This is a genomic window from Falsiroseomonas oryzae, assembly GCF_027856955.1.
Classification (GTDB): domain Bacteria; phylum Pseudomonadota; class Alphaproteobacteria; order Acetobacterales; family Acetobacteraceae; genus Falsiroseomonas; species Falsiroseomonas oryzae.
The window spans coordinates 1-2,867 of the sequence record NZ_JAPSMD010000568.1; the positions used below are offsets into that span (position 1 = coordinate 1).

2 protein-coding genes are annotated in these 2,867 nt (G+C 73.9%); one reads left to right on the forward strand and one right to left on the reverse strand.

Going from position 1 to position 2,867, the window contains the following annotated elements; genetic code table 11:
* The coding region (locus tag OZN99_RS28940; protein WP_270938681.1) for an MFS transporter at positions 1-211 on the reverse strand (211 nt) is incomplete at its 3' end.
* 138 nt (positions 212-349) lie between these two features.
* Here OZN99_RS28940 and OZN99_RS28945 point away from each other — a divergent pair.
* The coding region (locus OZN99_RS28945; protein ID WP_270938682.1) for a helicase-related protein at positions 350-2,867 on the forward strand (2,518 nt) is incomplete at its 3' end.

Consider the following 2,867-nt stretch of genomic DNA (forward strand, 5'->3'; position numbering starts at 1 on the left):
GCACCAGCCGCGGCGCCGCGGTGGCATCCGCGATCCGCCCGCCGAGCGGCCCCGCGACCAGCCGGACGGCGGAGCCGACGGCCAGCACCGCCGCCACCTCCGCCGCATCCAGCCCGCGCGCCGCCAGCACGGCGGGCAGGAAGGGCAGGATCACGCCGAAGGCGAAGAACTGCGCGGCATAGAGCAGGGCGTGTCGGCTTGCGGGGCTCACCCGGCGCACGCTGCCGCGCCGCCGCCCATGCGCCAAGCGCATCAACTGCAGGGGCGCGCCGAGGCTCCGGCTGTTGCCAAGGGCGCGCCGGCGTGCCACGGGTCCCCACCCCCCCCGACGGACCGCACCACCATCCCGATGTCCGACCGCCAGATGTTCCCCGCCCGCGTCCGGGCCGTGCTGGGCCCGACCAATACCGGCAAGACGCATCTCGCCATCACCCGCCTGCTCGCGCATGCGTCGGGCATCATCGGGTTCCCGCTGCGCCTGCTGGCGCGCGAGAACTACGACCGCATGGTCGCGGTGAAGGGCGAACGCCATGTCGCCCTGATCACGGGCGAGGAGAAGATCGTCCCCCCGGAGGCGAAGTGGTTCGCCTGCACGGTGGAGGCGATGCCGCTGGACCGCCGCACCGAATTCGTCGCGGTGGACGAGATCCAGCTCTGCGCCGACGCCGATCGCGGGCACATCTTCACCGACCGGCTGCTGAACGCCCGCGGCATGGTGGAGACCATGTTCCTCGGCGCCGAGACGATCCGGCCGCTGCTGCAGCGCCTGGTCCCGCAGGCCGAGATCGAGACGCGGCCGCGCCTGTCCCAACTGGCGCATGCCGGCGCGCAGAAGCTGACCCGCCTGCCGCCGCGCTCCGCCATCGTCGCCTTCAGCGCCACCGAGGTCTACGCGATCGCGGAGGCGGTGCGCCGCCGCCGCGGCGGGTGTGCCGTGGTGATGGGGCGCCTCTCCCCGCGCACGCGCAACGCGCAGGTCGCGCTCTACCAGAACCGCGAGGTCGATTTCCTGGTCGCCACCGACGCGATCGGGATGGGCCTCAACATGGACGTGGACCACGTGGCCTTCGCCGCGCTGCAGAAGTTCGACGGCCACCAGATCCGCCAGCTGACCGCGCAGGAAGCGGCGCAGATCGCCGGCCGCGCCGGCCGCGGCATGCGCGACGGCACATTCGGCTCCACCGCCGACTGCCCGCCGCTGCCGGAGGAGATGGCGAAGCAGATCGAGAACCACGAATTCGAGCCCCTGGCCCAGCTCGCCTGGCGCAATTCGGAGCTCGACTTCGGCAGCGTGGACGGGCTGCTCGCCTCCCTCGCCGCGCCGCCGCCGATGCCCGGCCTCGCCAAGGGCAACGACGCGGTCGACCACATCACCCTCGCCGCCCTCTCCCGCGAGGCGGAGGTGCGCGAGCTGGCGCAGGGCCGCTCCCGCGTGCGGCTGCTGTGGGAAGCCTGCCAGGTCCCCGACTTCCGCAAGATCGCCGATGACAGCCACACGCGGCTCTGCGGCAAGATCTTCGGCCACCTGGCGAAGGAAGGCCGCCTGCCCGACGAATGGGTGGCGGGCTCCATCGCCGGGCTCGACAACATCGAGGGCGACCTCGACACGCTGATGGCGCGGCTCGCGAACATCCGCATCTGGTCCTACATCGCCGCCCGCGCCGACTGGCTGGCCGACGCGCCATCCCACCAGGCGGAGGCCCGCAAGGCCGAGGACAACGTCTCCGACGCGCTGCACGACCGCCTCATGACGCGCTTCGTCGACCGCCGCGCCGCGCACCTGATCCGCCGGCTGGACGAGGACGACGCCAACCTCCTCTCGGCCGTCACCCGCCAGGGCGAGGTGGTGGTGGAAGGCCACACGGTCGGCCATGTGAAGGGCTTCCACTTCGAGCCCGACCCCGAGGCGACGAAAGAGGAGGAGAAGCGTCTCGTCCTGCGCGCGGCCCGCCGTGCCCTCCGGGAGGAGATGCCGCGGCGCCTGGCCGCGCTGGAGATGGCGAAGGACGAGGCCTTCAGCCTGACGCCGCAGCACCGCGTGCTGTGGGACGGCGCCGAGGTCGCGCGGCTGCGCGCGGGGCCGGAACCGCTGAAGCCCCATGTGGACCCGATCGCCACCGAGTTCCTGGACAACGCGCAGCGGGAGCGGGTGCGGCAGCGCATCGCCGCCTGGCTCGAGGCGCTGGTGAAGCGGGAACTCGGCACGCTGGCGGTGGTCGAGACGAAGGCGGCGGAGGACAACACGCTGCGAGGCCCGGCCTTCCGCCTGCGGGAAGGCATGGGGCTGGTGCCCGGCGCGACGGAGCGCGACGTGCCCTCGGAGCTGCGCGCCCGTCTCAAGGCCATCGGCATCCGTGCCGGGCGCTACGCGCTGTACCTGCCGGAGGTGCTGAAGCCCCGCGCGATGGGGCTGCGCGCGCAGTTCTGGGCGCTGCGCCACCACCTGCCCACCCCGGCGCTGCCCAACCCGGGCCTCGTCTCCGTGACGCTGCCCGAGATCCCGCAGCCGCCGCCCGAGGACCCCCAGGCGCCGCGCCCGCCGGAGAGCTGGCCGCCCCATTTCGCCGCCTTCGCCGGCTGGCTGCAGGCCGGCCACGTGCTGCTGCGGCTCGACGTGGTGGAGCGCATCGCCGGCGAGTTGGGACACCTCACGCGCCGCGCTCCGGCGCCGGTGCCGGACGGCCTCGCCTCCCGCCTCGGCATCAAGGGCGACGTGCTGGGCATGGTGCTGGAAGCGATGGGTTTCCGGTTGATCCCGGCCGTGCCGGTGGAGGAGGGGCAGTTCGGCCCGCCGGCGCCGGCGCGCATCGGCGTGCTGCGCCCCGAGCGCCCGCCCCAGCGCCCGCGGCCCGAGCGTCCGCCGGCCC